At 45.2% G+C, this 872-nt stretch carries 1 protein-coding gene and 1 pseudogene; both read left to right on the forward strand.

Annotation, left to right across the window (positions count from 1 at the left end; genetic code table 11):
• Positions 1–289: pseudogene (locus tag R7Q46_RS25860) on the forward strand (hypothetical protein); the annotation flags it as partial.
• 31 nt (positions 290–320) lie between these two features.
• A complete protein-coding gene (locus tag R7Q46_RS25865; RefSeq protein ID WP_318078042.1) occupies positions 321–872 on the forward strand; it encodes a hypothetical protein in 552 nt (183 codons plus the stop codon).

The following is an 872-nucleotide window of genomic DNA, read 5'->3' on the forward strand; positions in this document are numbered from 1 at the left end:
CCAACTCACTGACAACGTAACCGCGACGCAACTTGCCGCTAAGGCGACAACATTATACTACCTGCATAAACAAGCGATGACTGATGAAGTCAGTTTACTATTAGAACAGGCGTTGCAACTTGAACCTTATAATGAAGCCGCATTGTCGTTGATAGCGAACGATCACTTCATTTCTTTCCGCTTTCAGGAAGCCATCGATACTTGGGTGCTACTCCTAGATTCCAATGACCCTAATTTAGACAGAATGACGATCATCGAGTCCATCAACAAAGCGAAAAAGCTGATGTAAGTATACAATGTAGAGTAAGAGGAAAGTCAGTATGAAGAAGCTAGAAGCGGGTTTGTTGGTATTGTTGTGCGGTACAGTGCTGGTGGGATGCTCGTCTCCTTCAACTGGTTCTTCATCTGTCTATTATTCGAGTGGGTATTACGACCCTTGGTGGTATGGTCACGATGACTATTGGATTTACTATTATCCGGGTTGCTGTGACGACGGACATGACCATCGAGAAAAGCTCGAGGCATGGTGGAATAGTCTCGACGACGATCAACAACAGTCAATCAAAGACAAAGTTGAAGATTGGAAAGATGGCGATATGAACGCCAACTTCGATAACATGAAGCGACAACTGGATAACCACTGGCAGACGTTGCCGGATGAACAAAAACAAGCGATTCAAGCAAAATGGCACGAGCGTCCCCAGCGTGTAGAAACAAAAACATTACCAAAACAAACGACGTTGCCAGAATCAACATTGAAGACACAGCCATTACCCGCGCATAACGTGCCGCGTCCGATTACCAAGCCAAATATTCAGAGACCTCAGACTCGACCAAACATCCAACCGATGCCAAGAATTCGTCGACGTTAA

This window comes from Vibrio sp. 811, assembly GCF_033339195.1.

Bases quoted from the DNA above. Each gene is read 5' to 3' on its own strand.
- R7Q46_RS25865 (WP_318078042.1), top strand. From the start codon at position 321: ATGAAGAAGCTAGAAGCGGGTTTGTTGGTATTGTTGTGCGGTACAGTG.